General features: G+C 69.1%; 25 protein-coding genes, 1 tRNA gene and 1 riboswitch. Of the genes, 7 read left to right on the top strand and 19 right to left on the bottom strand.

Annotation, left to right across the window (positions count from 1 at the left end; genetic code table 11):
* The first annotated feature begins 69 nt into the window (after positions 1-69).
* The 3 genes from FNH13_RS10490 to FNH13_RS10480 are packed head-to-tail and all read left to right on the top strand — an operon-like array spanning position 70 to position 4492.
* Positions 70-657: a hemerythrin domain-containing protein gene (locus tag FNH13_RS10490; protein ID WP_143783381.1), complete on the top strand. Its 588-nt coding sequence runs from the start codon at positions 70-72 to the stop codon at positions 655-657.
* Positions 654-1736 (top strand): hypothetical protein, encoded by a 1083-nt coding sequence (locus FNH13_RS10485; RefSeq protein ID WP_228266349.1) that lies wholly within the window; start codon positions 654-656, stop codon positions 1734-1736. The genes FNH13_RS10490 and FNH13_RS10485 overlap by 4 nt, the downstream gene beginning before the upstream one ends.
* A complete protein-coding gene (locus tag FNH13_RS10480; protein ID WP_143783380.1) occupies positions 1733-4492 on the top strand; it encodes a multicopper oxidase domain-containing protein in 2760 nt (919 codons plus the stop codon). The genes FNH13_RS10485 and FNH13_RS10480 overlap by 4 nt, the downstream gene beginning before the upstream one ends.
* 33 nt (positions 4493-4525) lie before the next feature.
* On the opposite strand, the gene FNH13_RS10475 is transcribed toward FNH13_RS10480, so the two are convergent.
* From FNH13_RS10475 to FNH13_RS10460, 4 genes are read right to left on the bottom strand one after another with little or no spacing between them, the layout of a single operon-like run.
* The gene (locus tag FNH13_RS10475) at positions 4526-5983 is read right to left on the bottom strand and encodes a hypothetical protein (RefSeq protein WP_143783379.1); all 1458 of its coding nucleotides are present in this window, start codon (positions 5981-5983) and stop codon (positions 4526-4528) included.
* The gene (locus FNH13_RS10470) at positions 5980-7596 is read right to left on the bottom strand and encodes a CHAT domain-containing protein (protein ID WP_143783378.1); all 1617 of its coding nucleotides are present in this window, start codon (positions 7594-7596) and stop codon (positions 5980-5982) included. Before FNH13_RS10470 ends, FNH13_RS10475 begins: the two co-directional genes overlap by 4 nt.
* Positions 7593-8942 carry a hypothetical protein gene (locus FNH13_RS10465; protein ID WP_143783377.1) on the bottom strand — a complete coding sequence of 450 codons (1350 nt, stop codon included), beginning with the start codon at positions 8940-8942 and terminating at the stop codon, positions 7593-7595. The genes FNH13_RS10470 and FNH13_RS10465 overlap by 4 nt, the downstream gene beginning before the upstream one ends.
* A gap of 4 nt (positions 8943-8946) precedes the next feature.
* Entirely contained in the window at positions 8947-10266 is a 1320-nt protein-coding gene (locus tag FNH13_RS10460) for an alpha/beta fold hydrolase (RefSeq protein WP_143783376.1), read from the bottom strand.
* A 200-nt stretch (positions 10267-10466) separates the two neighbouring features.
* Here FNH13_RS10460 and FNH13_RS10455 point away from each other — a divergent pair, with 200 nt between their 5' ends.
* On the top strand, positions 10467-11087 hold the full coding sequence (locus FNH13_RS10455; protein WP_143783375.1) for an L-threonylcarbamoyladenylate synthase: 621 nt from the start codon (positions 10467-10469) through the stop codon (positions 11085-11087).
* Between the two features lie 117 nt (positions 11088-11204).
* Here the strand turns inward: FNH13_RS10455 and FNH13_RS10450 are convergent, their stop codons facing one another.
* From FNH13_RS10450 to FNH13_RS10440, 3 genes are all read right to left on the bottom strand, one after another.
* A complete protein-coding gene (locus tag FNH13_RS10450; RefSeq protein ID WP_143783374.1) occupies positions 11205-12140 on the bottom strand; it encodes a GNAT family N-acetyltransferase in 936 nt (311 codons plus the stop codon).
* A 63-nt stretch (positions 12141-12203) separates the two neighbouring features.
* Positions 12204-13454: an APC family permease gene (locus tag FNH13_RS10445; RefSeq protein ID WP_202878755.1), complete on the bottom strand. Its 1251-nt coding sequence runs from the start codon at positions 13452-13454 to the stop codon at positions 12204-12206.
* A 61-nt stretch (positions 13455-13515) separates the two neighbouring features.
* A complete protein-coding gene (locus FNH13_RS10440; RefSeq protein ID WP_143783373.1) occupies positions 13516-13938 on the bottom strand; it encodes an OsmC family protein in 423 nt (140 codons plus the stop codon).
* 18 nt (positions 13939-13956) lie between these two features.
* On the opposite strand from FNH13_RS10440, the gene FNH13_RS10435 reads away from it, so the two are divergent.
* Positions 13957-14538: a histidine phosphatase family protein gene (locus FNH13_RS10435; protein WP_228266348.1), complete on the top strand. Its 582-nt coding sequence runs from the start codon at positions 13957-13959 to the stop codon at positions 14536-14538.
* Between the two features lie 19 nt (positions 14539-14557).
* Here FNH13_RS10435 and FNH13_RS10430 read toward each other — a convergent pair whose 3' ends face one another.
* From FNH13_RS10430 to FNH13_RS10380, 11 genes are all read right to left on the bottom strand, one after another.
* The gene (locus tag FNH13_RS10430; RefSeq protein WP_143783372.1) at positions 14558-16069 is read right to left on the bottom strand and encodes a glutamate--cysteine ligase family protein; all 1512 of its coding nucleotides are present in this window, start codon (positions 16067-16069) and stop codon (positions 14558-14560) included.
* A 132-nt stretch (positions 16070-16201) separates the two neighbouring features.
* Positions 16202-19093 carry an aminomethyl-transferring glycine dehydrogenase gene (gcvP, locus tag FNH13_RS10425; protein ID WP_143783371.1) on the bottom strand — a complete coding sequence of 964 codons (2892 nt, stop codon included), beginning with the start codon at positions 19091-19093 and terminating at the stop codon, positions 16202-16204.
* A gap of 51 nt (positions 19094-19144) precedes the next feature.
* Positions 19145-19234, bottom strand: a riboswitch (glycine riboswitch).
* A gap of 119 nt (positions 19235-19353) precedes the next feature.
* The gene (locus FNH13_RS10420) at positions 19354-19926 is read right to left on the bottom strand and encodes a MerR family transcriptional regulator (RefSeq protein WP_143783370.1); all 573 of its coding nucleotides are present in this window, start codon (positions 19924-19926) and stop codon (positions 19354-19356) included.
* Positions 19927-20069: 143 nt separating this feature from the next.
* Complete coding sequence (locus FNH13_RS10415; protein ID WP_143783369.1) at positions 20070-20582, bottom strand: bifunctional nuclease family protein; 513 nt, start codon at positions 20580-20582, stop codon at positions 20070-20072.
* A 121-nt stretch (positions 20583-20703) separates the two neighbouring features.
* Positions 20704-21558: a transcriptional regulator FtsR gene (gene ftsR / locus FNH13_RS19560; RefSeq protein ID WP_143783368.1), complete on the bottom strand. Its 855-nt coding sequence runs from the start codon at positions 21556-21558 to the stop codon at positions 20704-20706.
* On the bottom strand, positions 21555-22007 hold the full coding sequence (locus FNH13_RS10405; protein ID WP_165700082.1) for an FHA domain-containing protein: 453 nt from the start codon (positions 22005-22007) through the stop codon (positions 21555-21557). Before FNH13_RS10405 ends, ftsR begins: the two co-directional genes overlap by 4 nt.
* Before the next feature lie 26 nt (positions 22008-22033).
* Positions 22034-22423, bottom strand: coding sequence for a glycine cleavage system protein GcvH (gene gcvH, locus FNH13_RS10400; RefSeq protein WP_143783367.1), 390 nt, complete (start codon positions 22421-22423; stop codon positions 22034-22036).
* A gap of 46 nt (positions 22424-22469) precedes the next feature.
* Positions 22470-23426: a DUF881 domain-containing protein gene (locus FNH13_RS10395; RefSeq protein WP_143783366.1), complete on the bottom strand. Its 957-nt coding sequence runs from the start codon at positions 23424-23426 to the stop codon at positions 22470-22472.
* A 3-nt stretch (positions 23427-23429) separates the two neighbouring features.
* Positions 23430-23762 carry a small basic family protein gene (locus tag FNH13_RS10390; RefSeq protein WP_143783365.1) on the bottom strand — a complete coding sequence of 111 codons (333 nt, stop codon included), beginning with the start codon at positions 23760-23762 and terminating at the stop codon, positions 23430-23432.
* The gene (locus FNH13_RS10385; RefSeq protein ID WP_143783364.1) at positions 23759-24622 is read right to left on the bottom strand and encodes a DUF881 domain-containing protein; all 864 of its coding nucleotides are present in this window, start codon (positions 24620-24622) and stop codon (positions 23759-23761) included. The genes FNH13_RS10390 and FNH13_RS10385 overlap by 4 nt, the downstream gene beginning before the upstream one ends.
* Positions 24619-25227, bottom strand: coding sequence for a CDP-alcohol phosphatidyltransferase family protein (locus tag FNH13_RS10380; protein ID WP_143783363.1), 609 nt, complete (start codon positions 25225-25227; stop codon positions 24619-24621). The genes FNH13_RS10385 and FNH13_RS10380 overlap by 4 nt, the downstream gene beginning before the upstream one ends.
* A gap of 125 nt (positions 25228-25352) precedes the next feature.
* Here FNH13_RS10380 and FNH13_RS10375 point away from each other — a divergent pair, with 125 nt between their 5' ends.
* Together FNH13_RS10375 and FNH13_RS10370 are read left to right on the top strand one after the other, a co-directional pair.
* Positions 25353-25841, top strand: a complete 489-nt coding sequence (locus FNH13_RS10375; RefSeq protein WP_143783362.1) for a VOC family protein — start codon at positions 25353-25355, stop codon at positions 25839-25841.
* Positions 25842-25969: 128 nt separating this feature from the next.
* Positions 25970-26046 (top strand) — tRNA-Pro (locus FNH13_RS10370).
* 76 nt (positions 26047-26122) lie between these two features.
* On the opposite strand, the gene FNH13_RS10365 is transcribed toward FNH13_RS10370, so the two are convergent.
* Positions 26123-26461 carry a nuclear transport factor 2 family protein gene (locus tag FNH13_RS10365; protein WP_143783361.1) on the bottom strand — a complete coding sequence of 113 codons (339 nt, stop codon included), beginning with the start codon at positions 26459-26461 and terminating at the stop codon, positions 26123-26125.
* Between the last annotated feature and the right edge of the window lie 162 nt (positions 26462-26623).

Raw genomic sequence — 26623 nt, 5'->3', positions numbered from 1 at the left:
GCTGAGCGCGTGTGGCCGCCCAACTCATGACCCGCTCGGCCGACCCGGTCGACGAGGGAGGATGTCTGCATGTGTTCCTACTGCGGCTGCCAGTCCATCACCGTCGTCGGCCGGTTCATGGCCGAGCACGACGAGATCATCAACGCCACGGGACAGATGGTCCGTGCGGCGAGCTCCGGCGATGCTGAGACTGTCCGTGCCACCGCACAGGTGGTGGCCCGGCTGCTGCACCCGCACACGCACGCCGAGGAGGTCGGCCTGTTTGCCGTGATGCGCGAGCAGGAGGAGTTCACCGATCACATCGACGTGCTGTGCGGGGAACACACGAGTCTTGACGAGCTGCTCGAGCTGGTCGCCAACGGTGACTTCGCGCGGGCACCGGAGTTTGAGCTGGCCCTGCGCAACCACATCGACAAGGAGGACAACGGGTTGTTTCCCGCTGCCGCCATGTCACTGGACGGGACGGACTGGGAGCGGGTCGACGAGACCACTCCCGAGGCACAGGAGGCGATCACCGACGGTCGCGGCCACCTGCTGTCCCGCGAGGCCGGGCCGGGTCACGGGCACGCGCACCCCCACGACCCTGCGCATGACCACGACCACTCGCACCCCCACGAACACGACCACTCGCACCCCCACGACCACGATCACCCGTGAAACCTCAGATCCGATGGCTCCTGCTGGCCGGCGGGGGAGTCTGCCTCCTGGCCGGCTTGAACGCCGCCCTGCTGCTGCTCGGGCTGCCGGCCCCGGTCCGGACGGACCGACTGGCTGACATCCACGGCATCCTGATGGTCCTGGGTTTCCTGGGCACGGTCATCGCGCTCGAGCGGGCCCAGGCACTGCGTCAAGGGTGGGGCTTCCTGGCTCCGGCCCTGCTCGGTGCCGGGGGCATTGCCCTCCTCTCCCCCGCGCCCATCGTGCTCGGCCAGCTGTTCCTGGTCCTGGGCAGCGCCTTGCTCGCCGCCGTCTACATCGCGCTCTACAGCAGGTCGCGGGAGGTCACGGTCCTGGTCCAACTACTCGGGGCGGTCCTGGCCACCTGCGCAGCGGCGTTGTGGATGCGCACGGACGTCGCCGTCATACTCCCCTGGCTGGTGGCCTTCATGGTCCTGACGATCGCGGCCGAACGCGCCGAGCTCGCCCGGCTGGCGATGCCCACGGGAGCCGGTGAGCAGCTCCTTGGCCTGGCGCTCCTGCTGACGGTCGCCGTGGTCGTGACCCTGCTCCGACCCGCTGTCGGTGGGCCGCTGTTCGGTCTGACCCTGGTGGCCCTGACAGCCTGGTTGGCCCGGCACGACGTGGCCCGCAACCTCATCCGCTCCACGGGGCTGCCCAGGTTCAGCGCGGCCGCGCTGCTCATCGGCTATGGCTGGCTGGCTCTGGCCGGAACCCTCTGGGCACTCGGTGCTGTTCCTGGTGCCGGAGGCGGACCGCTGGCCAACCACCCGGCGGCCTATGACACCGTCGTGCACGCGACCTTCCTCGGTTTTGCCATCTCCATGGTGATGGCCCACGCCCCGGTCATCCTGCCCGCGGTGTTGTCGGTCCGCCTCCCCTACCGCCCCGTGCTGTGGGTCCCCCTGGCCGTGCTGCACACGGGGATGGTGGTGCGCGTCGGCGGCAACATGCTCGGCGGCGCGGACCCCTTCGCCTATCAGACCGGCTCCGTCCTGACGATCATCGCGGTGCTGCTCCTCGCGCTCACCGCGATCTACCTGGTGAGCACCGCATGACTCTGCCCCGATCCGTCCGCAACACCATCCCCAACACCGACCCCGCACCGCGGCGCGGCGGCAGCCAGGCCCGCGGTGAGTGGGCCCTGCGGGACCGTCCCGCACTGCTCTGGATGGTGCTGGCGGTCCTCGTGGCGCTGGTCCACCAGTGGGTGCCCGATGCGACCTGGCTGATGGTCCACCTCGTGCTGCTCGGCGCGATCACCCACTCGATCTTTGTCTGGAGCACCCACTTCGCGCAGGCGCTGCTGAAGACCCCGGAGGCGCTGGACACCCGCGCCAACCAGAGCCGCCGCCTGGCGTTGCTGCTGCTGGGGACCACTCTCGTGCTGATCGGTGTTCCCACCACCTGGTGGTGGCTCGTCCTCACCGGCGCCATCCTGGTGTCGGTCGCGGTGCTCTGGCACGCGCTCATGCTGCGGCGCCGGTTGCGCAACGCGCTCCCGGGCCGTTTCCGGATCACCATCCGCTACTACCAGGTGGCGGCGATCTGTCTGCCGGTCGGCATCGCCTTCGGTGCCACGCTCGCCCTGGGCCTGAGCCAGAACTGGCACGACCGCCTCCTGGTGGCGCACATGATGACCAACCTGCTCGGCTGGGTGGGCCTGACGGTCACTGGCACCCTGATCACGCTGTGGCCCACCATGCTGCGCACCCCGATGGACACCCGTGCTGAGCACCTGGCCCGCCTGGCACTGCCGATCCTGGGTGTCTCCTTGGTCATCATCACCACCGGGGCATTGTCCGGTCTGCGCCAGGTCACCGTCTCCGGGCTGGTCCTGTATGCCGCCGGGCTGGCCTGGTGGGGCCGCGCCCTCTGGCAACCGGCGAGGCGCCGCCCACCCCGGGAGTTCGCCACCGCCTCGGTCGCCTCTGCGCTGCTGTGGCTGGCGGTCGGCATCGGCACCACGATCGCTCTGGTCGCCCAGGGCTCCGTCAGCGACAGCGTGGGCACCCTCGGGGCCATCTTCGTGGTCGGCTTCGCGGCCCAGCTGCTCACCGGTGCCCTGTCCTACCTGATGCCCACCGCCCTGGGCGGTGGCCCATCGGTCGTGCGTGCCGGGCAGGCCGTCTTCAATAAGATCGCGGCACTGCGCCTGGTCATCATCAACGTGGGCCTGGCCATGTGCCTGCTGCCGGTCCCGTCCCTGGTGCGCGTGACCGTCTCCGTGCTGGTGCTCCTGGCGCTGGCGGCCTTTCTGCCGCTCATGATCGGCGGCATCATCCGCTCAGTGCGGGCCCGGCGTGCCCTGGGCGACGGGCTCCCGCCGCTGGAGCCCGGTGCGCGCGTGGAGCGTCCACCATCGGCGCTGACCCTGGGTCAGACCGTCGCCGGTGTCACCGCCCTGCTGGTGGCCATCACGGTTGGCGTGGGCCTGGACCCGGTGGCCGCCGGTCTCGGTGCGCCCGCCACTGGCGACTCCTCCACCGCGACGGTGCCGGCCACCGGTGAGACGACCCGGGTCGAGGTCTCGGCCAAGGGCATGACCTTCACCCCCGACACGGTGAGCGTCCCCATCGGCAACCGCCTGGTCATCGACCTGGTCAATGACGACGTGTCAACCACCCACGACCTCACCCTCGGTGGTCAGAAGACACCCCGGCTGGCCCACGGCGAGCGCGCTGAGATCGTCATTGACGTCGTGTCCGGACCGATGGAGGGCTGGTGCACGATCGTGGGGCACCGGCAGAGCGGGATGACCTTCACGGTGACCACCGAGGGCACCCCCGCAGCGGTGCCCAGCGGGACCGCTGACGGAGCCACTGACGGGGCCACCGACGGAGCCCCGGCACCCACGCAGAACGGCGGTGACGCCCACGCCGAGCACGGCGGTGCCCCGATCCTCGGCGACGACCCGCCCCCCGTCATACAGCCCGTCGACCCGACTCTCGCTCCGGCTCCCGGGGCGACGACGCACCAGGTGACCCTCACCGCGCAGGAGGTGCCCCTGGAGGTGGCGCCCGGGGTGTGGCAACAGCGCTGGACCTTCAACGGTCAGGCCCCCGGCCCGACGCTGCGCGGCACGGTCGGCGACGTCTTCGAGATCACCCTGGTCAACGACGGCACCCTCGGGCACTCCATCGACTTCCACGCAGGCGCGCTCGCCCCGGACGAGCCGATGCGCACGATCCCCCCGGGTGAGTCCCTGGTCTATCGGTTCACCGCGACCAGGTCGGGCATCTGGATGTATCACTGCTCCACGATGCCCATGTCGTCGCACATCGCGGCCGGGATGACCGGGGCGGTGATCATCGATCCGCCGGGGTTGCCGGAGGTCGACCACGAGTTCGTGCTGGTGCAGTCCGAGGTCTACCTCGACACGGTCGCGCAGTCCGCGGAGGAGGCCACCGAGGTCAACGTCGACAAGATCATGGCCGACGATCCGGACCTCGTGGTGTTCAACGGGATCGCCAACCAGTACGACGAGCACATGCTCCAGGCGAAGGTCGGTGACCGGGTGCGCATCTGGGTGCTCGCCGCCGGACCCAACAGGCTCAGCAGTTTCCACGTCGTCGGCGGCCAGTTCGACACCGTCTATGAGGAGGGCCACTGGGTGCTCGGCGGACCCGGTGCCGAGAACGGGTCAGCCTCGGACGGTGAGGGCACCGGCGGGAGCCAGGTGCTGGGACTGCTGCCGGCCCAGGGTGGCTTCGTCGAGCTTGAGATGCCCGAGGCGGGCCACTATCCACTCGTGTCGCACCTGATGATCGATGCCGAGCGCGGTGCTCATGGGTTCCTGGAGGTCACCGAGTAGGAACTGTCCCGCCGCGGTGGTCCCGAGCAGGGGTCACGCAGGCAACGGTTGTCCGGGCGGCGCTGCTCCGGGCAGGGGGATCGCCACCGTCGGGTCGCCCAGGAGAACGGTGCTGGCCCGGTCGTATGCCGTGGCCTTGCTGTAGGCCGCCAGGTCCAGTGCGGTGGTCGAGCCGACGTTGAACGACTTCAGGGCACGACCATGGTTGACCAGCAGCGACCCGATCACGTCGTAGTAGGCCGCCAGCGCCATCCCGACCGGCTTGCCACCGCAGATGCCTTCGTAGACGGTCCGGCGCAGGCTGGCGGTGAGGTCCGCCTGGTTGGGTGGGAAGGACATCGTCCAGTTGAAGGTCGGCTCGACCTGCCCGATGAAGGCCCGCAGCGGCTTGGCGGCGCCGAGCAGTGCACGCGGGGTCGGTGCCGTCTGTGCGCCGAGGCGGGCCACCTCGGTGAGGACCCGACCCACGGTGCCGGACTCGGCAAACAGCCCCTCGTAGGCCGAGGGTTGGTCCGCTCCGGCCGAGCAGCAGGCCTGGGCAAACCAGACGGCGCCGTCGGGCGACCACGTCGCGGTGAGCGCAGTTGGATCGACCACCTGGTGGGAGGCGTCGACCAGCATCCCGAGGTCACGGCGCATCTGGTCCGGGTCGCTGAGCGGCCCGGTCTTGCCGTGGCTCGTCGTCACGATCACGAGGGGGCGCAGCTCGGTGAGCGCCGCGGTCAGCGCCGCCCCGGTGGCGTCGGTGACCGACCCGTCGACGTATCGCAGCCCGGGCATGTCGGCGTCCGCCGCGAAGGTGTCGTGCAGTCCGGCTCCGATGACCTCCCGCATGAGGGTGGTGATATCTCCCCCACCGTGGTCGACCGACCAGACCAGGGGTGCGGCATACGAAGCGGTCGAGTCCCGCCACCCGTCCATCAGCGCGCTGACATAGTTGGCCAGGCCTGCGTCGTCGAGGTCAAGACGACCGACATAACGCACGGGGTTCAACGCGTACTGGACCTGCCACGGGACGTCAGCGGGAGACGCGGCGATCAGCAGATACAACGGCAGCTCCTGGGCGCCCATACCCTGCGGTGAGGCGGCCGTGAACAGGTCTCCCCCACCGGCATAGTCGCGCAGCGCCCACTGGGCCAGCGCGGTGCCGGGGCGATAGCGCAGGACCTTGCCCTGCCGCTGCACCACCAGCTCACGGATCGGCTCGGGGGCGTCGTCCGCGGTGGCGAGTGCGACCGGATCCAGTCCCTCGCGCTCCGGGAGTATGACGCCCCACCCCACACGCGGATCACGCCAGTGCGCAGGGTCGACGGGACTCGGAACCAGGTGTGGCACCCCAAGATCTGCAGCGCCGACCGTCCATCGGCCCAGGGTGTCAGCGAAGTGTCCGGTCGCGGCCTCCTCACCGGTGAAGGCGTTGGCCTGCACCTCGAGGTCACGCAGCGGTGGCTGATCCTGGCGAGGTTCGTCCGGGGACGCGGGGGCGGTCATCGTTGCTCCAGTTCGTCCAGCACGAGGATGAGGTGGGTGTCGATGGAGTCCAGCAGGGTGGTGTCTCCGGTGCCCTCGACCGTGGTTCGCAACCCGGTGAGTGCCTCGACGGTGAGCACCAGGGAGCGCGTGGTCTGGTCGGTGACCGGCGCCGGGGTGCCTCCGGGTGGCGGTGGCGATGGTGGTGGCGTCGCAGACCGTTGCGCGGCGGCGGCGGGCTCGACGTGCTCGGACTCGACGTGCTCGGACTCGACGTGCTCGGACTCGACGTGCTCAGGCTCGACGTGCTCGGGCTCGACGTGCTCGGGCTCGACGTGCTCGGGCTCGACGTGCTCGGGCTCGACGTCCTCGGGCAGGGCAGGCGGGGACTCAGCCGCACCTGCCACCTGAGGTTCGGGACCCACCTCTGTCCCCACGCTCGGGGCCGCTGACGCCTGGACCCGGAACGTTGCGGGACGGGTGTAGACCACCGGGAGGGTCCATTCCTTCTTGGTGCCCCGCTGGGCATCGAGCGGTTCATACTGGTCAGCCAGTTGTTCACGTGCGTTGACCAGCAGCCGGGCCCAATCCAGCTGCTCCGGGACTCCGGGGGTGCTCAGCAGCGCGTTGAACTCAGGCAGCAGCTGGTCGTAGAAGGCCTTGGTGAACAGCGTGGCGTCATCGGAACGGACCGGTTCGCGCATGCCCACAACGGCGGGGATTCCCTCGGTGTAGATGAGGTTCAGTGCGACGGAGCCAGCCGCCTCGACCCCCGTGGCAGAGGCGGTCTCACAACTGTTGAGCACCACCAGCCAGGGCAGTGCGTCCACCGGCGGGTTGAAGCCTCCGATGTCTCCGGCCTCCACCATCAGGCTGCTGCTCTCCCCCGTGAGCCAGTCGGCCCGGGTCGCCACCTGCAGGTGTGGGCTGGTCTCCGTCGACAGGCCGTGGCAAAACATGTGGAGGACGTGCGGGTTGAACTGTTGGAGACGCACCTGCATCTCCGCCACGGTGGAAGGCACAAACTCCACGTGCACCCACGGCGGCGCGGACTGCGAGATCTCCGCGTGCAGCGTGTCCTCGCTCACCAGGACCAGCAGCTCAAGGGGCAGGGCGGTGGCCTCGACAGCGGCGCGCAGCGCGGTCCACTCATCGATGGCGGGCACGCCCAGACAGGACAGGATCGCGGCCAGTCGCAGGGGCGGCTCGAAGTGCCAGTAACCGTCCACCGGGATGACGGTCTCGACGATGCGCCCCACGGCCCAGCGCTCGTCGAGACCGAGGAAGCGTCCCTCGGCGTTGCACAACGCCTCCCACGGGAAGTTCTCACCGTCGGTGGTGGCCAGCTCGACAAAGACCGGGCGGCGCTCAGGCGGCTGCACCAGCAGCGCCGCCGAGAGTTGCCTGGCCACCGGGGAGTTTTGGGTCAGGGCGTCGAACAGCAGCCGTCCGGCCTCCCGGACAGCACCGTCGGGAGGCACGCCACGTAGTGCCTGAAAGGCGGGGTCGGTGGCTGCCAGCCCCAACGGCTCCGGCTGTGGCCGCGGCAGCTCTGGGGGTTCCTTGAGCTGGATCCCCAGGCACACCCCGTCGGGTCCGGGCATCTCCACGATGCTGAAGACGACCCTGCTCATCGCGGCGCTCCCAGTTCCGTGGCGCGGGTCTCGATCAGGTCCGACACCGTCCGCAGGGCAGTGACCGCATCAGGATCCGGTGCATCGCCTGCCGTGACCCACTTGGCCTGCAGTGACTCCAGGTAGCGGGTGGCGGCGGCCACCGAGACCGGGGTGTGTGCCCCGGCCAGGAGGTCCTGCGTGGCCTGCTGGACCATCACGGAGTGTCCGCTGCTGGTCATCAGGCTCTCTTCGGGATAGGCCACGAACCGCGGGTGCGCCCAGGCAGCGATCGCCGGGTGGGCGGTCTCGACCGTGTCCTGACCAGTGAGGACGAGAGTGAGAACCCGGGCCAACTGCTCCGCGTCCGGGTCCAGTCCGAGGTCGTGGGAGATCGTGATGCCCGGACTGTTGAGCGCCAGCACGTCGGCCACCTCACGCAGGGCCGCGCCGGAGTAGTTGTCCGGTGCCCCAGAGGCGATGAAGGACCAGGCTCCCTGGCCGGCAACGAACTGCGCCAACTTGGGGGCTCCGACAAACTCCCCCACCGGGGTGGCGTCCCCTGCCCAGTCATCCGACTCAGGCTGGTTCTGCAGCCGGGACGGGGTCATGGACATGGCGACGCCGCCCCGCCCGCCGGACAGATAGCCGTGTCCGACCAGGTGCACCACATCCAGGGCCTTCCCCCTGAGCTCTCGGCCCATCCAGCCGAGCCACGAGTTGCCGGTGGCCGAGGGGTGCTGGTCCCCCGCCTGCCACTGGCCGGGGTCGTGGGCGATGACCTGCTCCTCCCCCTCGACCAGTGACCTGAGCCGCTCATAGACCCACCCGTCGCTGAACACGTGGACGGTGGTGGGCCGTCCCGACACGCTGCGCCACACCCGGGCGAGCGCGGCCAGGGATCCGGCGGCGTCAAACTCTCCGGAGACGACCGACCACCCCGCGCACAGGGCCACCTCCAGCGTCTGGCTCTGTGCGCGTGGTCGCACCGTGTAGTTGGGGAGGCGGACCAGGGGTCGACCCAGGGGTGCCAGTAGCTGCTCCCACGGCACCAGGTGCAGATAGCCCCGGGGGCTGGGCAGCTCCAACCACAGTGCGCGAGTCGGCAGTGCTGCGGAGTCACCCAGCGTGGGGACCTGCGTCGCGAGGGCTCGGAGCACGTCAGAGGGCAGACTGAACTGGTCGTCGGTGGCGGGTTCCCCACCCTTGAAGTCCAGGGGGCCCAGCTCACTGCCACGGCACTCGGCGACGAGGTGCGGCTCGTCGCCGCCACGCTGGAGCCAGACGCGCACCGTGACCCGCCCGCCATCTCGATAGGCGATCCGCACGGTCGGCAGATCGTGCTCGGTGCGCACCAGCATCGCCATCGGACTACTCCATGACCTGGCACAGCAGTGCCCACGCCGTGGCGGGGTTCTGCACGTCGCCGTGACCGCTGATGACGGCATCGGCCCGGATCGCGATGATCTGTTCGGTGGTGTGCTGATACCGCTGCGGAGCGGTGCGGGCGTCGACGACGGTGACTGACGAGGTGTCCTGAGGGCCGACGCCGCCCAGCGCCGCAAACTCCGACGGCGCTCCGGCGATGACCACCTCACGCCGGTCGGAGGCCCGGCGTGCGGCGAAGTGGAACAGTTTGGTCAGCGGGGCATCGTGCCTGCTGAACGTGGTCATGATGGGTTGTGCGCAGCGGTCCAGGGCGGGCCGGTAGCCACCGGCTGGCTCAGTGCCGTCCGGGTCGGCAAAGCACTTCGCCGAGGTGGCCGGCTGCAGCAGGAGCACAGACTCCACCGGGCGCGTGGGCGCGCTTCCAGCGGCGAGAGCCGACAGCACCACCTTGGCCCCATAGCTGTGCCCGATGAGATGCACGCGCGAGTCTGGGGAGGCCTTGAGTATGCCGTGCAGCATGGTGCGCACACCGGCTCCCCCGACCCGGCCGGCCCGGTCCTTCATCAGCAGGACGGTTGCGCTGCGGATCGCGTTGCGCGGATTGAGCGTGTCGAGCCAGCCGGCAGCCTGCGGGTCGGTCCCGTTCGTTTCGGGTGTCTCGTCGACAAAACCGCCGCGACTCGTGGGGGCCTGTGGGTCCTCGGAGGGCATGGCGGCCCACAGACGCACCAACTCCTTCGCGTCCGGAGTGTGCTCCGGACCCGAACCGAGCTCGTCGTCCGCACCGGCGAGCGCGGGAGCCAGCAGCGAGGCGAGCTCCAGGGCGTCTGCACCGGTGAGCTGCGCCTCGTCAGCCAGCTCATAGAAGCGGGCTGCCTGGTCGGCATCCAGGTGCTCGCCGAGCAGTCCGAGGTCCACCTCGGCCTCCTCGGCTGCCTCCGGCTCCTCCCCGGCGATATCCGGGCCCCGGTCGTCCCCGCCGACCAGGACGGTGCTGGGCCAGTGCACGCCCACCAGCACGGGACGGAACTCCCGCGCGGGAGGGTCCCACTCCTGCTCGCGCACCTGGGTGAACTGCTCAAGAAACTGCTCGTAGCGTCGGGTGGCGGCGGCCCAGTCGTTGTTCCAGCCGTGGCTGAACAGAAAGACGTCCGTGGCCTCGGCCGATGCCGTCACCAGGTGTGCGAGGCTGGCCGGGCTGGTGCACACCCCACGCTTGTCGAAGCGGATCATGTAGAACGGGGCGGTCTGACCGCCGCTGCTCGGCACGATCTTCCACGGTCCGCGAATTGCCGCTGTCATCGTCATCAGCTCCCAGCGTGAGACCAGTGAGCGGTGACCGTCCACGAAAGACCCGAGACACGGTCCCGCCTCCACGGATCCCGGTGTCCATCACCGGGATCCACACCAGCGCGAATGCATGTTCGAGCCTACTCACGGGCGATGACCCGGTCTACCTTCTCCAGGATGATGTTGTGTCGTGGGCATGGTTACAGTGACGCATGGCCACCTTTCTTGATATTCACCCCGTGGATCCGCAGCCGCGCCTCGTCAACCGGGTCGTTGACACGCTCCGGGAGGGCGGACTCATCGCCTACCCCACGGATGCCTGTTTCGCGTTGGGGGCCCAGCTGGGCAACCAGGCAGCCAAGGAGCGCATCATCGCCATCCGCAGGCTTGACGACAAGCACCACTTCACCCTGGTGTGTGCCGACTTCGCCCAGCTGGGCCAGTTTGTCCAGCTGGACAACGCTGTCTTCCGTGCGGTCAAGGCGGCAACCCCCGGACCGTTCACCTTCATCCTGCCGGCCACCCCGGGTGTCCCGCGCAAGTTGCAGCACCCCAAGAAGAAGACCGTCGGGGTGCGCATCCCGGAGCACCGGATCACCCAAGCGATCCTGGCTGAGCTGGGCGAGCCGATGCTCTCCAGCACACTGCTCTTGCCTGGGGACGAGGAGCCCCTCGCCACGGGCTGGGAGATCAAGGAGCGGCTGGACGACCAGGTCGACCTGGTGATTGACGGCGACGAGACCGGCAACGGGCCCACCACAGTCATCGACTTCTCCAACGGCTACCCCGAGGTCGTGCGCGAGGGAGCGGGAGACTCGTCCCCCTTCGCGTGACGCGCCGAGCCGTGGGGAGCACCGAGACGTGGGACGCGCCGAGCCGTGGGACGCGCCCAGCCGTGGGACGCGCCGAGCCGTGGGACGCGCCGGTGGAGCGCCACCCCCTGCGCTCGGTCAGGGGATAGCGGGCAGGGCGCGGTGGTAGGAGCAGGTCACCTTGGCCTGGGCAAAGCCCGCCTTCTCATAGAGCCTGGTGGCCCCGGTGAGGCTGGCGGAGTCGACGTCCAGGGCCACGTAGTCGTAGCCGTGGGCGAGGCTGACTGTGCGCAGCAGGGCGGCATGAGCCAGACCCCTTCCCCGAGCCGTGGGAACCGTGCCGACCAGATTGATGTAGGCCTCCTCGGGCACCCACTGTCCCACCAGGACATACGCCAGGACGCTGCCGTCGGCACCCAGTGCCAGTGTCGACAGGGGCATCCGGTTGGAGCGCGCGGTCCAGGTGTCGGACCACTCCGCAACGGACCGCGGCCCCGCCCCCCAGTGGTCGCGGAAGGCCTCGTTGTGCGCCAGGCGGGTGGCCTCCTGGTGTTCGTCGGTCGGTGAGATCAGCACCGCGTCGACCTCCGGGACGGTCACCGGCTCGTCCGTGACCCACCGCTTCATCTCGTTCCAGTAGCGCACGATTGCATAGCCGCGCCGCTCGAGCATCGGCCGCACGGAGGCGCCCTCGACCCCACCAGAGACGGCCCAGACCGCCGGCGCTCCCCGATGGCGCTCCTGAGCCACCTCCACCCCGCGGGCCTCCATCTGGTCCATCAGCTGCTGACCCAGTCCCCGGCGCCGGTAGTCCGGATGGATGCCGCCGGCCAGGTAGATCTTGACCTCCCCGTCGTGACTCTCCCGGACCCGCAACTGTCCGTAGCCGACGAGCTGGTCACCCTCCCACAGCGCCCAGGAGTCACGCTCGGCCGTGAAGCCGTGCTCGCTGAGTTCCTCGGCCAGGTCCTCGGCGTCGTAGAACTCTTCGGTCCGGTCCACCCTGGCCAACAGGTTGGTCAGCTCGGTCCAGGCAGGCACGTCCGCAGCGTGCAGATGGCTCCAGATAGTCACAGCCGACAGTGTCGTCCGCTCCGGCGGTCTGCGCGACCGTTTTTTCGTCCCTCCCCGGTCAGGTCAGGTCCGGGCGCGGGCTCGACGGTCCCGGGTCACGGCATACAGCAGGATGCCGATGCCCAGCACCACCACACCCCCCAGCACCGAGGGCCACGGCAGGGTGGATGCCAGCACGAGACACCCCAGCAGGCCGAGGACCGGCACGGTCCGGGCCCACCGCCAGTCACCGCCGAGCGTCCAGGCACTGGCGTTGGCCACGGCGTAGTAGGTCAGCACCCCGAAGCTGGAGAAGCCGATCGCACCACGCAGGTCCACCACGAGCACGAGGAGCAGCACGATGGCACCGACCGCCAGCTCGGCGTGGTGGGGCACCCCGCGGGCACTGACGCGGGCCACTGGCGCCGGCAGGTGTCCGTCCCGGGCCATCGCCAGCGAGGTCCGGGAGACGCCGAGCACCAGGTTGAGCAGGGCACCGAAGGCGGCCAGTGCTGCGGCTGTCCGCACCGCCCAGACCCACGGGGCCGACAGCACGGCGTCGGTGGCGGCGGCGACCGGGTCCGGGAGCTGGGCCAGCTGCTCGGGTCCGAGGACAACCAGGGTGAGGACGGCCACGAAGGCATAGAGCGTCAGGACGGCCGTGACGGTGATCGCCACGGCCAGCGGGATCGTGCGCTCCGGGGCCTCGACCTCCTCGGCGAGGGTGGCGATGCGGGCATATCCGGCGAAGGCGAAGAAGATCAGCCCGGCCCCCTGCAACACCCCGTAGGCGCTGAAGGCATCGGTGAACAGTTCGCCGGAAGCGCCCTGCGCGCCCGTCTCGCCGCCGACCAGCCCAGCCACCATGACGCCCGCCAGGACCGCGATCACGACGGAGCTGATGACGCGGGACACCCGTGCCGAGCGCTGCACGCCGGTGAGGTTCAGCGCGGTCACGACCACCACCGCGACGACGGCGGCGACGCGCTCGCGGCCCGGTGCGACATACGCCGCGATCGCCATGGCCATCGCGGCGCACGAGGCGATCTTGCCGACGACAAAGGACCAGCCCGCCAGATATCCGGCGAAGCTGCCCAACCGCTCCCGGCCGTAGACGTAGGTGCCGCCAGCTGAGGGATAGCGCACGGCGAGGGCGGCCGAGGACCAGGCGTTGCAGACCGCGACGACCGCGGCGACAGCCAGGCTCAGCAGCAGCCAGGAGCCCGCCGCCTGGGCGGCCGGCGCCCAGACCACGAAGACGCCCGCGCCGATCATCGAACCCAGCCCGATGCCGACGGCATCATGGAGGCTGAGCCTGCGGGTCAGGCCGGTCACGTCTGGGCGGTGGTGCCGCGCGGGTGGCGGGTGGTGCCGCGCGGGTGGCGCGAGGCCCTGGTCATGTCGTGACGTAGGTGACCGGGGCGGACAGCTGGACGGTGCGGGAGACGGTGCAGAGCCGGTCCCGAGACCTGGCGACCGCGTCCGGCAGGCGGGTGCGGGCCCGGTCCCCGTCCTCCCCCTCGGGGAACTGGATGTCAAAGGTGACGGTGATCCCCCCCATGTGGTTGCCCTGCTCGTCGCTGAGCTTCTCCCCGGCGCCACTGACCCGGAAGCCCGTCGGCTCCGCGAGGCGGCTGGTCAGGTAGTCGACGTCGATGGCCGAACAGCCAGCCATCGCCACCAGCAGGAGCTCGACGGGGGTGAAGTCGGTGGAGCTGCCATCGCCGAAGGGCAGTCGGCCCCCACGGTCGTTGACGGCCTCGTAGGAGCCCTTCGCGGTGCGGGTCAGCTCGATGGTGCGCAGGTTTTCAGCGGTCATAGGGTCTAGCCTGCCAGAGTGACTTCACGACTCATCCTGGTCCGTCACGGCGCCACCGAGTGGTCCGAGTCGGGCCAGCACACCGGTCTGACCGACCTGCCCCTGCTCCCGGCCGGAGAGGAGGGCGCCCGGGCGCTCGCTCCCCTGCTGGCTCGGTTCAACATCACCCATGTGCGCTCCTCACCGCTGCAACGAGCCCGCCGGACCGCCGAGCTGGCTGGCCTGGAGGTCGACCGTGTGGACCCTGACCTGGTCGAGTGGGACTACGGGGCCTACGAGGGGATCAGCACCGCCACGGTGCGCGAGGAGACCGGGACCGACTGGTCGGTGTGGCGTGACGGTGTGCGGCCGGGCGAGACCCCGGGTGAGACCGTCGAGGAGGTGGCGGCGCGGGCGAGCCGGGTGCTGGCGAAGGTTGCCTCGTATGACGGCGACGTGGCCCTGTGTGGCCACGGCCAGTCTCTGCGCATCCTGACCGCGGTCTTCCTGCGCACCGAGCCCCGATTCGGGGCCCACCTCACCTTCGAGACCGGCGCCGTGGGCATCCTGGGTCACCACCGTGAGGATCCGGTCATCGAGGGATGGAACATCCTGGCCTGAGACGGGCCCTCTGGTCCGCTCAGGAGGGAACGGAGGTGGCGGTCCTCGGCAGCTCCCAGGACGCGACCGGCTGGTTGTCGTCCATGTGCTCGATGTAGAGAGCGAACATCTTCTTCAGCGCCGTCGGGCGGTCATCACCCTGCTCCTCGAAGAACTCGGTGCACGCGACCTGCCAGGAGGAGCCGTTCTGCACGGCGGCACACCGCTGCGCGATGATGTCCAGGTAGTGGGCCCGCACCTCACGGCGTAACCCTAGCCCAGCCAGACCCTCATCAGCCAGCGGCAGCAGGTGCTCGGCAACCAGCTCGGTGACCGGCACCCGGCCGACTCCGGGCCACGCCAGCACCGAGGTGATCCCGTGCCGGGCGGCCTGGTCAAAGTTGTCCTCGGCGTCGCTGAACGGCATCGTCGTCCAGATCGGTCGGCCACTGCTGGTGAGCTTCTCCAGCAGGCCGTAGTAGAAGCAGGCGTTGGCGACCATGTCGATGACCGTCGGCCCGGCGGGCAGCACCCGGTTTTCCACCCGCAGGTGGGGCACCCCGCGCACGTTGTCGTAGATCGGCCGGTTCCACCGGTAGACGGTGCCGTTGTGCAGCCGCAGCTCTCCGAGGGTGGGAACCTCCCCGGCCCGGTAGACCGCGACCGGGTCCTCGTCCGTCTGCTCGGGCAGCAGCGCCGGGAAACACCGGACGTTCTCCTCGAACAGGTCGAAGATCGAGGTGATCCAGCGATCCCCGAAATAGGCTCGCGGGCGCACGCCCTGCGCCTTGAGTTCGATCGAGCGAGTGTCGACCATCTGGGTGAACAGCGGGATCCGGGTCTCGGCCCACAACCGCCGCCCGAACAGGTAGGGCGAGTTGGCGGCCATAGCCACCTGCACCCCGGAGATCGCCGACGCGGCATTCCAGTACATCGGGAAGTCCTGCGGAGTCACCTGCTGGTGCAACTGCACCGACGTGCATCCCGACAGTGGACCGATCGTCTCGAAGTAGCCGGAGACCCGCTCGCCGGACTCACCCTCCACATCCAGCTCGAGACCCTCGCCCCGCTCGGTGAGGATCGCGTTGTTCAGCGCGGTGTAGCGCACACCCAGGCTGAGCCAGTCGCCCTCGAACAACTCCTGCATCAGGGTGGGAAGAAGGCCGATCGCCACCACCTGGGCCCCGTGGCCCCGGGCGGCGTCACCGGCCCGCCGCAGGCTCTCGTTGAGCCAGCGCTCCAGGCGCACGGCCTGGTCACCGGCCATCGGGCGCGGTGGCACGTTCATCTCGATGTTGTAGCGCCCGACCTCGGTCTGGAAGTCGAACTCCGAGCCCTCGAGCTCTGCCAGAACCGTCTCGTTGATCAACGCCGGATCCAGGTTGCTGTCCACCAGGTTAAGCTCGATCTCCAGGCCCATCTGGGGGCGGGTGAAGTCGAACCGGCTCTGCTCGAGCATGTGCTCGAAGATGTCGAGAGACTGCAGGACCTTGTGGCGGTAGGCCTGCCGGTCCTCCCGGCTGAACGCGGCCGAACTGACTTCCTGACCCATAGCGCCTCCTGACGGTTGGACACAGCCTAATCAGACACAACCCGTTCCCGCCCGGCGGACACGACAATCCGAGCTGCGGACTCGAATTCCGGCCGGCCGCGGGCGGAGCCTCCCGGCCCCGCCCGCAGGTGCTCAATCCTCGAACGCCTCCGGCGGCGGGCAGGAGCAGACCAGGTTGCGGTCGCCGAAGGCGCCGTCGATGCGCTTGACCGGCGGCCAGTACTTCGCCTCCGGTCCGCTGGGGAACGCCGCGCTCATCCGGTCATAGGGGTGCTCCCACTCACCGGCCAGCTCGACCGCGGTGTGCGGAGCGTTGCGCAGCATCACGCGGGAGGCCTCGTCATCCATCTCGGCCCGGATCGCGATCATCGCGTCGATGAACCGGTCGACCTCACCCTTGTCCTCGCTCTCGGTGGGCTCGACCATCAGGGTGCCTGCCACCGGGAAACTCATCGTCGGCGCGTGGAAGCCATAGTCGATGAGTCGCTTGGCGACATCGTCGACGGTCACCCCGGTCTCCTTTGTCAGGCCCCGCAGGTCAAGGATGCACTCGTGGGCGACCAGACCGGTCTCGCCGGCATACAGCACCGGGTAGTGCTCCCGCAGGCGCGTCGCGACGTAGTTGGCGTTGAGGACGGCCACCTCTGCCGACCGGGTTAGCCCGGCCCCGCCCATCAGGCGCACATAGGCCCAGGAGATCGGCAGGATACCCGCCGAGCCGTAGGGCGCTGCGGAGATGGGCCCCACCCCGCTCTCCGGTCCGGCCAGGGCATCCAGCGGGTGGTTGGGCAGGTGCGGGGTCAGGTGCTCGCGCACCGCGACCGGTCCGACGCCGGGACCGCCACCACCGTGCGGGATGCAGAACGTCTTGTGGAGGTTGAGGTGTGAGACGTCTCCGCCGAAGTCTCCGGGGCGCGCCAGGCCCATGATCGCGTTGAGGTTTGCTCCGTCGACATAGACCTGACCACCTGCCTCGTGGACCAGCTCGCACAGCTCGCTGATCGTCTCCTCGTAGACGCCGTGGGTGGAGGGGTAGGTGACCATGATCGCGGCGAGCTCGTCGCGGTGCTTGTCGATCTTGGTGCGCAGGTCGTCCATGTCGACGCCACCGTCGGGGGCCGTCTTGACCACGACGACCTTCAGGCCGGCCATCACCGCGCTCGCGGCGTTGGTGCCGTGTGCGCTGGCCGGGATCAGGCAGATCGTGCGGGCGTCGTCGCCGTTGGCCAGGTGGTAGGAGCGGATCGCGAGCAATCCGGCGAACTCACCCTGCGACCCGGCATTGGGTTGCAGGCTGACCGAGTGGTAGCCGGTGATCTCGGCGAGCCACTGCGACAGCTCCTCGACGATCCGGCGTGAGCCCACCGTCTGGTCGTGCGGGGCGAAGGGGTGCAGCGCGGCGAACTCGGGCCAGGTGATGGCCTCCATCTCGGTGGTCGCGTTGAGCTTCATGGTGCACGAGCCCAGCGGGATCATGCCGCGGTCCAGGGCGAAGTCCTTGTCCCCCAGGGACTTGATGTAACGCAGCATCTGGGTCTCACTGCGGTGGGTGTTGAAGACCGGGTGGGTCAGGTAGTCACTGGTGCGCTGGAAGGGCTCCTCCCAGACGCTGCCCTCCGGTGCCTCCACCGGCGAGACCCCGAAGGCGTCCAGGACGACGTCGAGATCGGCGGTGGTGATGCTCTCATCGGTGCTGAGCAGCACGTGCTCGGCGTCGACCGCCCACAGGTTGACCCCGCCCTCCAGGGCCTTGGCCAGGACGGCCGCGGAGTCGGCCCGCACCGTCAGCGTGTCGAAGAAGCGGGTGGTGACGACCTCAACCCCACCGGCGGTCAGGGCAGCGTGCAGGTAGCGGGCCTTGGCGTGCACCTGCTCACCGATCCGGCGCAGCCCCTCGGGGCCGTGCCACACGGCATACATGCTGGCCATCACTGCCAGCAGCACCTGCGAGGTGCAGATGTTGGAGGTCGCCTTCTCCCGGCGGATGTGCTGCTCGCGGGTCTGCAGCGCCAGACGGTATGCCGGGGCACCGGCCTCGTCCTTGCTCACCCCGACCAGGCGGCCGGGCAGGGTGCGCTCCAGTCCCTCGCGCACGCTCATATAACCCGCGTGTGGTCCGCCGAAGGCCATGGGGACACCCAGCCGCTGGGTGGTGCCGACCGCGACATCGGCGCCCCACTCGGCCGGGGAGCGCAGGAGGGTGAGGGCCAGGAGGTCGGCTGCGGCGGTGACCAGGCCCCCGCCGGCGTGGATCGTCTCAGCCAGCTCTGTCCAGTCCCGGATCTGCCCGTCGGCCCCGGGGTACTGCACGACGGCGCCAAAGACGGCGCGGCCACCGGCCAGGGCCTCGGGGTCTGAGAGGTCGCCGGTGACGAGCTCGATGCCCAGCGAGCGCGCGCGGGTCGCCAGGACACTGGCGCTCTGCGGCAGCAGGTGCTCATCGACGATCAGGACCGCATCGGCAGCGGTCTTGGAGGCGCGTCGCATCAGGGTCATCGCCTCGGCGACCGCGGTGCCCTCGTCGAGCAGGGAGGCTCCGGCCGTCGGGAGGCCGGTGAGGTCGGAGACGACCGTCTGGAAGTTCAGCAACGCCTCGAGCCGACCCTGGGAGATCTCGGGCTGGTAGGGCGTGTAGGCGGTGTACCAGGCAGGATTCTCTAGGACGTTGCGGCGGACCACCGGCGGGGTGTGGGTGCCGTAGTAGCCCAGGCCGATCATCGAGGTGACCACGGTGTTCTGGGCCGCGATCTCCCGCAGCTCGGCGATGGCGGCGGGCTCGGAGTCGGCAGCGGGCAGGGTCAGCGCGGTCTGGGTGCGGATCCCCTGCGGCACGGCGGCGTCCACCAGAGCGTCCAGGGAGTCATAGCCGACCGTCTCGAGCATCGCGGCGATGTCGGAGTCGCGCGGTCCGATGTGCCGACCGACAAAGGCGGAAAGCTCGGACCCGGCGGAGTCCGGGGAGGCGGGATGGTCGGGGGTGGGCTGCTCGGCGACCGGCTCGTGCTGTGGCGTGGTCGAGGACACAGTGACTCCTTGCTTCGACCCCCTCTGTCCGGTGTGCCCGTTCAGAGTTGCCTCACCCACACGTTCCTGGCGCCTGAGAGCTTGGCGGGGAGGTTGCCCCTTCGGCGCCTCACGACGTGAGGACTCTCACGCGCGGGGTCAACAGCGCTGCCAGTCTAGCCAGAAGTTGTCGCGAACTCAGCGTGTGCGCAACGGCGTGGCCGACGCGACCGCCTGGGCGGTGGGCGCGGATGCCCGGGTGCGGTGGGCGCGGACGCGCGTCAGCTGGTCTTGCGGGCTCGGCGCCGCTGCGACAACTCGTCGTCACCGGTGCCGGGCGACTCGGCCTTCTCGCTGGGCATCGACGCGAGCGTGCCCTCCACCTCGCGCCAGACGCTGCCGACCGCGATCCCGAACACGCCCTGTCCCCCGCGCACCAGGTCGATGACCTGGTCGTCGGAGGTGCATTCATAGACGCTGGCCCCGTCACTCATGAGGGTGATGTGGGCCAGGTCCTGGACACCGCGCTCACGCAACTGGGTGATGGCGACACGGATCTGCTGCAGCGAGACTCCGGTGTCGAGCAGGCGCTTGATGATCTTGAGGACCAGGATGTCGCGGAAGCTGTAGAGGCGCTGCGTGCCGGATCCGCTGGGGTTGCGGACCGAGGGCTCCAAGAGCCCGGTGCGTGCCCAGTAGTCGAGCTGGCGGTAGGTCACCCCGGCAGCGCCGCAGGCGGTGGGGCCGCGATAACCGACGCCCTCCTCCAGCGCGGGCACGTCGGAGGTAAACAGCAGACCCTGCTCTGGCGTTGCCGCACCCTGCGGCCCGCGCACTTCGGCTCCAGTGCCCACTGGCGGCCCTCCTAGACTACGTTCGTGTGATTCGACGGTAAGCCCTGATGGCGTCCGGGTCAATGACCGCCACGCCCGCGGACCGTGTGACTGTCAGATCGTGACCGCGGGGCCGGCGCTCGGCCCGGTCCTCACGGTGGAGGTCACAGTCCCGCTCCCCCGGGCTCGCTGGGTGGATCGTCCTCGCTCGCCTCGAAGTCCTCGGCGGACACCTGGTCCAGGAACTCTCGGAAGCGCTCGACCTCGTCCTCGGCCTCGTCCTCGACTGCCATGGTCACCCCCGCAGCATCCAGGACGTCCTCGGACGCCAGGATCGGTGTCGCCGACCGCAGGGCCAGGGCGATGGCGTCCGAGGGCCGCGCGGAGATCTCGGTGGTGCCGTCCACGACGAGCACGGCATAGAAGATGTTGTCCTTCATCGCGGTGATCCGCACCTCATCGAGGCGGTGGCCCAGGTCCTGCAGGAGCGTCACCATCAGATCGTGCGTGAGAGGTCGTGGCGGCTGGACTCCCTGTTGCGCATAGGCGATGGCGGTGGCCTCGGGCGCAGCGATCCAGATCGGCAGATAGCGCTGCCCCTCACGCTCGCGCAACAACACGATGGGGTTGTTGGTCGGCATCTCGACGCGCACACCCAGGACGTCCAACTCCTTCACCCTGTCCAGGCTACTGGGTCCGCGCCGGTCCTGCCTGCAGGGCCGACATCACGGCGTGGGTGAGGGGGCTTTTGTGGACGAGGTCGCGGCCTGGTCTGGCGCGGGGAGCTGGCTTCGGGACCTAGGTTGCCTGGCCGAGCCCGGCGCGGACCAGAGCGACGTGGAGGGCAAGGGTGTGCGCGACGATCTCGGCCTCCAGCTCCTCGGGGTCGGCGTTGGCCGCACCGCGGGCCCGGCGTCGCCGCACCGGCTCCAGGATCTGCTGCGCCAACCCGACCTCACGGTCGGCTGCGACCCGGAATAGCCGCAAGTGTCGTGGCTCGAGCCCGAAGGCCGCCAGCGTCGCGCACTCGCGCGCGACGTCGAGGTCATCCGCGGCGTGCCGACCGGCGGAGTCCGTCCGGATCAGGCCGAAGGCCTTGAGCTGGGTGTAGGCGGCCACGTCCAGGCCGGTGTGCTCGCGCAGCTCGGTCGGGGTGAGACGGATCGTCCGGCGCCGCCGCAGCTGGGCAGCAGTCGGCAGGCGAGCCCCTTCTGCGGGTCGAGTCCCCTGGGGAGATGGGGCACCGTCGGCTGCCTCACCTGCACTCCCAGACGCTGGCGAGCCCGCACTGCTTGCCTGGCCCGGCCGGGGGTCGGCAGAGGCAGTTGGCGTGGCGCCCACGGGCGGAGCACCGGATGGCGTGCCGAGCGAGGCGTCCGGGGTCCCGGCCCCACCCGGTGGCGGATCAACACCGAGGTCCATCCGGTCCAGGGCGCTCTTGATCACCTTGAGTGGCCAGAACCGATCCCGTTGGGCCCGCAGCACAAATCGGAGACGCTCGATGTCCTCGCCGGTGAAGGCGCGCTGACCGGACTCCCGGCGCCGGGGAAGCACCAGCCCCTCGGTCTCGAGGAAACGGATCTTGGAGACGGTGAGGTCTGGGAACTCTTCCTGCAACTCCCGCAACACCGCCCCGATGGAGTGCAACCTCACTGCCGCCCGCGGTAGTAGACCAGTCGGAACTTGCCGATCTGCACCTCGTCACCCTGCTCCAGCAGTCGGGCGTCGATGCGTTCCCGATTGACGTAGGTGCCGTTCAGCGAGCCCACGTCACGCACCTCATAACCCTGCTCCGAGCGGGCGAAGACCGCGTGCCGCCGAGAGACTGTCACATCGTCGAGGAAGATGTCGCTGCTGGGGTGTCGCCCCGAGCTCACCTCGTCGGCGTCGAGCAGGAAGCGCGCGCCGGTGTTGGGTCCGCGCAGGACGATCAACAGCGCTGTTCCCGGACGCAGTGCGTCCACGGTGCGCTGGTCGTCCTCCGAGAGCCGGGGTAGGTCCTCGTCGAAGGAGTAGCCCTGGGCCGGAAGGTCAGTCCCTGCGGGCAGGTTCGCCGTCGGGTCCACACCGGATCCGTAGTGCTCGCGCTCGCGCTCGCTCACCTATACCTCCTTGTTCCTCCCGAAGCCTAGTTGGTCTGCTCCCGATAGGCCGCGACATCCAGCAGCGTCTCGACGTCCGCCGGGTTGGCGACCTTGATCTCCATCATCCAACCCTCTCCATAAGGATCTGAGTTGATCAGCTCCGGCGTGGCGTCGAGGGACTCGTTGACTGCGGTGACCTCGCCGGCGAGCGGGGCGTAGAGATCACTGACGGACTTGGTCGACTCGACCTCGCCGCACGTGTCTCCAGCAGTCAGCTCGTCTCCGACCGCGGGGAGGCTGACGTACACGACGTCTCCCAGCGCGTCCTGGGCGTAGGAGGTGATCCCGACACGGACGACACCGTCGCCCTGGTCCTTGATCCACTCGTGGTCGGAGGTGTAGCGCAGGTCGTCGGGGTACTGCAGCTCGCTCATCGGGTCTCCGGTCTCTTCTTCGAAACATGTGCGGGTCCTGCCGACCCTACTCGGACGGCACGGGCCGAGCGTACTGAGACTCGCGCGGCTGGTGCAACGCATCGATGATCAGTTGCTCGCCCTCGACGATCTGGACGTTGCCGGCGATCCCCCGGACGCTGTCGGCGAACCCACCGGGGATGGCCATGGCCCCTGCCAGGGTGTGGGAGTCCCCGATGGCGATGATGCGGAACGGTTCGTCCACGATCTGCCCACTGACGCTCAGTCGGCCGTTGTCGATGCCGATCCAGGTGTCGGCGACCACACGGACCGGACCGATCTGGATCGCCTCGGCTCCCGCATTGCGCAGCTCCTGCATGAGATCGATCATCATCGTCGCGGTGAACCCGCCCTCAGGGGCCGACACCGTCATGGTGATCCCCTGTCCCTCGACTGGCACGGACCCGGCGAGAATCTGGTGACTAGTCAGCCGCGACTCAGCAGCGGCGGCGGCCTCGGCCCCGCTGCCATCCGCCAGGGCCCGCTTGTCCGCCTCCAGCAACCGGATCTCCCCCTCGAGCGTGTCAGCGCGCTCGCTGACGTCATCGAGGAGTGCGATCAGGTCCGACTCGCGGAGCTCCTCGAACGGGACGTCATTAGCAGCCTGGACCTGGGCCACCAGCGCGAAGCCGACCGCCAGGGTCATGAGCGCGGCCAGGACGTTGCCGATACTGGCTCGGGGCTTGGCCAACCGAGCGAGCCGGCGCCAGGCGTGCCGGACCGAGGTCGGCATCCCCGGGACCGGGACGGCCTGCGGCTCGGCGACTGGCTCTGGGTCGGTGGGTTCTGGGTCGGCGACTGGTTCTGGGTCAGTGATCTCTGGCTCTGGGGCCGTGTTGGGGTCGGCGACTGGTTCTGGGTCGGTGATCTCTGCGTGGGTGATGTCTGGCTCGGTGACCGCCGCACTGCCCTGCGGAGCCGCGGGCCGGCGAGCCTGCTTGCGCTTCTTGCGGGGCTTCGCCACGGCTTACGCCCCCATGAGGTGGCGCCGGATCGCGGCGACGTTGGAGAAGATGCGCAGGCCCAGGACGACCACGACTCCGGTCGACAGCTGACTGCCGACACCCAACTGGTTGCCGAGCAGCACGATCAGCGCGGCCACCAGGACGTTGGAGAGCACGGACACCACGAAGACCTTGTCGTTGAAGGCCGCTTCCAGGGCGGCTCGGACGCCGCCGAAGACGGCATCCAGCGCCGCGATGACCGCGATGGGCAGATAGGGCTCCAACCACAGGGGCACCGTGGGGGCCAGGGCCAGTCCGAGGACGATGCCGGCCAGCAGGCCGATAATCGGGATCATGGTGCGTCCTCCGTTGTGGCGTCTGTGTCGGGCACGGTGGCGATCCGCGTGCTGAGGCGAGACCCGGCGGGCACCGTGAGCTCGTCCTCGGGGGTCAGCTGCACGACGATATTGAAGTCCGACTGCAGCTCACCCAGATAATTGCCGGTGGCCCCAGAACGCAGCTCGGCCGCGAGTGCCTCCTGGGGTCCGATGGCCTGCACGACGTAGGGACGTGCCAGACCACGCAGGTCAACCACGATCGCCTCTCCGGCGAACCGGATGGTCGAGGTGGAGGTCAGGCGCTGCTCGTTGATCGCGATCGCCTCGGCGCCGTGGGCCCATAGTCCGTTGACGATCACCTGCAGGTCCCGGGCGAGCACCCGGTCCCCCTCCTCGCTGTCTGCCGAGAGGGGCGGGTCGTTGAGGGTGAGCACGACGCCCTCGCCGACGACGGGCGTGGCACCGGCCTGGAGCGCTGCCTGCTCACCGGCCACCTGCTCGGTCGCCGGCTGCGCCTGGGCCGCCTCGAGAGAGCTGATCTCCTGCCGCAACGTGGCGATGTGCTCGACATACTCATCGCCTCGCTGACTGGTGGCCTCGATCCGGGTGCGCAGCTCGTCCCGGGTCGAGGCCGCTGCCGGGTCCGGCGTGCGCAGGGTCTGGGCGGCCACCGAGATCAGGAATCCCAGCACCAGCATGCTGACGAACAACAGGACAGTCCTGCTCCCGGTGCTCCCCGGCATACCGGCGGCCCGCCGAGATGCTGTCCACGAGGTGTAGCCGGGGTCCAGGGGCGGGTCCATGACCTCTTCCAGCAGTGCCATCGAGGCACCGGGGTCCCGCGGTGTGTTGCTGGCCCGGATGCGCAGAAATCTCACGCTCCCACCGCCTGCCACTGGCGCCGTCGCTGGGCCACCATGACGCTGACTTGCCAGGCATAGAGAAAGGCGCCCAGCCAATAGAGCGTGGTCCCCCACCACACAAACGCCCACCCCACCGGCAGGGCGACTGCGCCCAGCCAGCCGGAGAACTGGCCGAGGAGCAGGAGCGGGAAGGCAAAGAGCAGGTTGAAGGTCGCGGCCTTGCCGATGTAGTGCACGGGGGGCACCGGCACGCGGTAGGCGCGGACGGTGGGGTACATCGCCAGGATGAAGGCGTCGCGGGCCATGAGCGCCACCACCAACCACCAGGGGATGATGTCGCGCCAGGCCAGCCCGAAGAGCGTGGTGGCGATATAGAGCCGGTCGGCGATCGGGTCGAGATACTGACCCAGCTTGGTGACCAGCCCATAGTGCCGGGCGATCTTTCCGTCGAGGTAGTCGGAGATGCCTGAGCCCATCAGCACCAGCAGCGCCAGCACATCCTGGTGGGTCAGTAGTGCCCAGAGGAAGACCGGCACGCCCACCAGGCGCAGCGTGGAGAGGATATTGGGCACATTCCAGTTGGTGCCCTGGCCTCCCCCGAGTTGCTGCGTGCTGCTCACGTGGACAGCCTACGATCCCGCGGGTGCTCAAGGGTCCACCGACAGCGCCGATGAGTATGTCGTGTGCCGCGGGTCGGTATCAGCGACGGCGCAACCCGGCGTCGCGGACGCACCGAAGGATCACCATGCGACCCATCAGCACCTGCCTCTGGTTTGACACCGAGGGCGAGGAGGCGGCCACCTTCTACACCTCCCTCATCCCCGACTCACGCATCGTCAAGGTCACGCGCTACACCGTGGAGACGCCGTCACCCAACCCGGTGGGCAGCGTGCTGACCGTGGACTTCGAGCTCGGCGGCCGGCCCTTTCAGGCCCTCAACGGTGGGCCGCAGTTCAGCTTCGGCGAGGCGATCTCCATCGTCCTGCCGTGCGACTCCCAGGAGGAGTCCGACCACTACTGGCAGGCGCTGGGAGATGGTGGCGAGTTCGGCCCCTGCGGCTGGTTGAAGGACAAGTACGGCCTGTCCTGGCAGATCTATCCCGCCGAACTCGACGACCTCGTCGAAGACCCCGACACCGAGCGCGCCAAGGCCGCCATGGAGACGATGCTCACGCAGTCCCGCATCGACATCGCTCAGATCACAGCGGCGATGGACCAGATCGGCTCGCCGTGACGTGAGATCGGTGCTCGCCGGCGGGGTGTGATCCTCCGATCAGGAGCTGTGCATGCCCGTGAGGGCGCACCGATTCAAAGGTGTGCCCCTGCATGGGGTACATTTCTCGTTGCCCCGCAAGGGGCAAACGGGCTGTGGCGCAGTTTGGTAGCGCACTGCACTGGGGGTGCAGGGGTCGCAGGTTCAAATCCTGTCAGCCCGACCATCGAAGGTCGCGTGGTGCGCGCAGTTCACGGCGCAACCTTTCTCGCGCTTAGTGGGCAGTCCCGCAAGCCGATCGTCTAGCGGACAGTGCTTCCGAGCAGGAACTCCCACTGTCGTCGCACCTGACCATCACGCACGTCGAACACATCGATGGACACATCGCCGTGGTTGTCGATCAGCTCCGTCACGACCATGCCTGCCTCGTTGCGGAGTGAACGACGAACGGAGAATCGTGCACCAGGTGCCGACTCGTAGGCGGCCAAGATGCGGTCCATGTAAGCACTTCTTCCCAGAACGACGGCGGTTGCATCCGGCCCGATGAGCGTCCACTCCACCTCTGAGTGGAGGAGAGCATGGAATGTTGCCCAGTCGCGCGCATTCTCGGCGACGAACAGTTCAGCGAGCACGCTATCCATAGCGCCTAGTCTGCATCCCTTCGGAACTGTGCTCCTCCGTACGTTCCGCAGCAGGAACCAGCCGCGGTCCGGGCCGCTGGGCTCACAGCCTCCTCAGCGCCGCGGCCAGCCACGTTCCGCCAGGGGTTCTCGATCGACCTGGCACAACGATGCGCCACGTGG

The organism is Ornithinimicrobium ciconiae, assembly GCF_007197575.1.
GTDB lineage: Bacteria > Actinomycetota > Actinomycetes > Actinomycetales > Dermatophilaceae > Ornithinicoccus > Ornithinicoccus ciconiae.
This window is presented reverse-complemented; position numbering and strand designations above follow the sequence as displayed.